Genomic DNA, 3,781 nt, shown 5'->3' with positions numbered 1-3,781 from the left:
GACGAACTCCGCCGCATCACCACCGGCACCAACCTGCGCTAACCTTGCCCCGCGACCTGAGGAATTCCGATGAGCAACTCTGGGGAAATTCGCTGAGCGCCGTCAGCAATAAGGAGTAGCTTCTCGGGCGCTCGCGAACAGTGTTCGGGGGACGAGCGCGGTCTGCGTTCTATTCGAACTGCCCTGAGTCATGCCCCGCGCACCTGCGTCAGGGAACGTAGGAGTCGTTGTCGATTCCCAGCTCGAACAACTCACCGGCCCACAGAAGCTGCGCGAAGAGAACGCCGATGAGTGAGGCGACACCCACCGCCGCGATCGCGAGGACCACGCCTCTCCTTCGGTAGCCGCCCCATCCGAAGATCAACAGCACGCCAAGACCGATGAGGTGAGCCAGGACGAGCGGAAGCCCTCCGACGACTTCGGCGAACCCCGCCATAGAGGTCCCCGCCGCGACCGCCTTGCCCTGCTCGCTCTGCGCTTCCTCCTGCGCCAGGCCGTACCAGGCCCATGCGATCGCTGAGGCGACCACGCCGAAACCAGCGATCACCCAGAAGGCGATGCGGGCGCCCTCGGATTCGGACAGCGGCTGTGGTTCCACTCATTGAGCCTACGAGCATGTGGCGCGCGGGGCGGGTGATCACAGACTTCGACAACCGCACTCGAATCACATTTCCGCGACGACGTGGGTGGCCCAGACCGCACCACCCTGCGCCGCCGCTCCGACGCTAGGTTCGGCCTCGTGAGTGATAACCGCCGCGTGCCCATTTCGCCTCAGAGTGTCGATGCTCCGCTGACGACGTCGGCGGTCTTCCTGGTCGTGACCGTGGGCGACGACGCCGACGCGATCGCCACCACGCGCTCCGTCCTGGCCGACCTCTCGGGACTGCTCAAGACCGTCGGCATCCGCGATCTCGACGCCGCCCTCGCATGCACGGTCGGCATCGGCGCGCGCGTCTGGCCGGCGCTCACCGGGCGCCCGATGCCGGCGGAGCTCCACCCCTTCCGGCCCATTGAGGGTGCGGTGCATCGCGCTCCGAGCACGCCGGGGGACCTGCTCTTCCACATTCGCGCGAACCGCCGCGACCTGTGTTTCGAGTTCGAGAGGCTGCTGCTCGACGCGCTGGGCTCCAGCGCTGTCGTCGTCGACGAGACCGAGGGATTCCGCTACTTCGATATCCGCGACCTGCTGGGGTTCATCGACGGCACGGCCAACCCGGTGGGCCCCGACCTGCCCGAGTCCACTCTCGTGGGCGACGAAGACCCCGCCGGACGCGGCGGGAGCTACGTCGTCGTGCAGAAGTACGTGCACCCGCTCGACCGGTGGAACGTGCTCTCCGCCGAACAGCAGGAAGCGGTCATCGGGCGACGCAAGTTCGACGGTGTCGAACTCGACGATGCGGAGTCGGGCCAGAAGGCGCACAAGACCCTCGCGACCATCGTCGACGACGACGGTGTCGAGCACGACATCCTCCGCGACAACATGCCGTTCGGCAGCCCCGCCTCCCAGTTCGGCACCTACTTCATCGGGTACTCGCGCCGGCTCTGGGTGATCGAGAAGATGCTGGAGCGGATGTTCATCGGCGACCCGCCGGGACTCCACGACCGACTGCTCGACTTCTCCACTCCGCTCACCGGATCCACGTTCTTCGTACCGTCGGCCGACGTCCTCGACGGCCTGGGGGACTCCGCCTAGCCTCGCTCCGAGCTCCGCGGCTCAGCGATCAGAGTCTCGAGCCTGGCGAGGCGCTCTGCGGGCGATCCCGTGACCTCCGTCACGGTCAGCCCCGCCGGGATGACGTCAGAGTCATCGAGAAGGTCCAGCAGCACGTCGTTCATGGTCTCGCGCAGCGCGGCATCCTCGTCGTCGCCGACGTGGATCGGATGGGCAGCCGTCAGCGGCAGCACCACGAGGTGATCGACCGTCGCCAGTGCTCCTCGCGTGCGGTCAGCCGCGCTTGAGAGCGTCGAGCGGTCGAGCGCCGTGCGCCCGAGCTCATCCAGTGCCAGCAGATACGCCAAGAAGTCGAGCGGGCCGCGCTCGGCGATAACGTTGCCGCCCGATTCTCCCTCGATCAGCCGACCAGCTGCGAGTCGCAGCTGCGAGGCGAACATCGCCGCGGCCGGCCGATCGTCCGACTCGTCGATGAGCTCGAACGGGTCGGCGAGGACGAGGTAGTCCGGATGCCGCCGCGCAAAGTCGGCGATGAGCGTGCTCTTGCCGCTGGCATGGGTTCCCGAGACGACGATGCGCACGTGCTGACACTACGCGACCGGGTCGGGCGACCGGGCCGGCACCTCAGCCGCCGAACTCCGCCTTGAGGAAGTACGGCGTCTGGTTCGCATTGCACGCGGCGCCGATCTGCGCCACATCATCCGCAATGCCCGCCTGTGCGGTGCCGGGCTCGGTGGCCGTCGACACCGTGTGCGACATCGACGTGAGCGGCCCCTTCAGGCTCGACCTGGAGGCGGCTGCGAGGGCAGCGAGCTGGGATGACGCCGCGGCGACCCGCGCCGTCCAGGTCGCGGCGTCGAACGCCTTGTACTGGGCGTACCCCTGATCAGCATTCATGAGCGCGCTGTACACGTCGACGAACGCGGCGCAGTCCGCGGTCACCGCGGCATCCCGAACGAACTCCTTGGTGGAGAACAGCGGCGTCGCCGTCCACGGGATGCCGTCGTCCACCGTCACCGCGATAGAGGGTTGGGTCTTCGCATCCACCGGCCAGGCGAGCGCCGCCGGCGCGCCGCACGGTCCGCTGATCGGGGACGTGTTCTCCGCCATCGCATCGCCGAACTCGACGACGTAGTGCCCGACGCCCTCGCACGTGAAGTCGATCGACACCGAGCGGGCGCCCGCGGGAACGGGGAAGTCCAGCCCCGTCGCGCCCGTCCCCGTCACGGTGGCGCCCGCCGTCGATGTGGCTGTGGCCTCGTCGCTGGCGGAAGAGCTCGGTGACGGTGCTGCACCGGTCGTCGTCGCGCAGCCCGACAGTGCGAACGCTGCGGCGATGAGAGCGCCGAGGACCGTGGTCGTGTGCGTCGTCGTTCGCGAGAGTGTCATCTTTGATGTCTATCAGCGGTGCTCCGTCGGTACCAAGGCCACCGATCACATCGTCTTTCGCCGCGTCGCACCACTGGTCGTCGCGATCACCAGGGATGCATCGTGCGGAGGGAACGCTGCGCGTCTACTGCGGCGCGCGCACCGAGCTGAAACGTGTGCGGCGACGCAGCGCGAAGCCGAGACGTTCGTACGCGGCGATCGCGCCGGTGTTGGATGCCGCGGCATGCATCAGCGCCCGGTCGCCGCGCTGCTGGATATGGAAGGCCACATCCAGCACGAGCCGCGAGGCCAACCCCTGACGGCGGTGATCCTCATCGACCGCGACCGCGCTGATCTCGGTCCAGCCCGCGGGATGCAGGCGCTCGCCCGCCATCGCCACGAGACGCCCGCCCCGGTGGATGCCGATGTAGCGGCCGAGCTCGTGGGTGCGCGGGCGGAACGGACCGGGTTGGTTGCGGGCGACGATCGCGAGCATGTCGTCCACATCGTCGGCACCGAGCTCCACAGCCTCTTCGTCCGGGCGCGTCGACAACACCGGCGTCTCGATCAGCTGCACGCCGTCGCCGCCGCCGACGAACTCCCACCCGGCCGGCAGCTCGCCGTCGAAGCCCGACAGACCGAACTGCTCCCCGGCATCCACGATCTCGCGCAGAGCGTCCCAAACCGCGGGGTCGTCCCACGTGCGCACGGCGACGAAGGGCGCGACGTCGTCGGGGTAGC

The 3,781-nt window shown here is 68.4% G+C and carries 5 protein-coding genes (1 of these 5 cut by a window edge); 1 reads left to right on the top strand and 4 read right to left on the bottom strand.

All coding sequences use genetic code 11. The features are described 5' to 3' along the window. Positions 1–208: 208 nt before the first annotated feature. Entirely contained in the window at positions 209–598 is a 390-nt protein-coding gene (locus tag BGN98_RS02590) for a hypothetical protein (RefSeq protein ID WP_288119376.1), read from the bottom strand. A gap of 159 nt (positions 599–757) precedes the next feature. Between BGN98_RS02590 and BGN98_RS02585 the strand changes: the two genes are divergently transcribed. After that, positions 758–1,693: a Dyp-type peroxidase gene (locus BGN98_RS02585; protein ID WP_288119374.1), complete on the top strand. Its 936-nt coding sequence runs from the start codon at positions 758–760 to the stop codon at positions 1,691–1,693. Here BGN98_RS02585 and BGN98_RS02580 read toward each other — a convergent pair. From BGN98_RS02580 to BGN98_RS02570, 3 genes are all read right to left on the bottom strand, one after another. Then, complete coding sequence (locus BGN98_RS02580; protein ID WP_288119373.1) at positions 1,690–2,253, bottom strand: AAA family ATPase; 564 nt, start codon at positions 2,251–2,253, stop codon at positions 1,690–1,692. The genes BGN98_RS02585 and BGN98_RS02580 overlap by 4 nt on opposite strands. Positions 2,254–2,296: 43 nt before the next feature. Then, positions 2,297–3,061 (bottom strand): hypothetical protein, encoded by a 765-nt coding sequence (locus BGN98_RS02575; RefSeq protein WP_288119372.1) that lies wholly within the window; start codon positions 3,059–3,061, stop codon positions 2,297–2,299. A 124-nt stretch (positions 3,062–3,185) separates the two neighbouring features. Then, positions 3,186–3,781, bottom strand: the 3' portion of a protein-coding gene (locus tag BGN98_RS02570; RefSeq protein ID WP_288119371.1) for a GNAT family N-acetyltransferase. Its footprint extends 133 nt past the window's final position; only the last 596 of its 729 coding nucleotides appear in the window; the start codon falls outside the window, past its right edge — the gene reads right to left on this strand; it ends in the stop codon at positions 3,186–3,188.

The organism is Microbacterium sp. 69-7 (assembly GCF_001897985.1).
Classification (GTDB): Bacteria; Actinomycetota; Actinomycetes; order Actinomycetales; family Microbacteriaceae; genus Microbacterium; species Microbacterium laevaniformans.
Note: the sequence above shows the minus strand (reverse complement) of the source record. Positions and strands in the feature narration are given on the sequence as shown.

Excerpts from the sequence above, each read along its gene's own strand:
- BGN98_RS02575 (WP_288119372.1), bottom strand. The coding sequence starts at position 3,061 with ATGACACTCTCGCGAACGACGACGCACACGACCACGGTCCTCGGCGCT.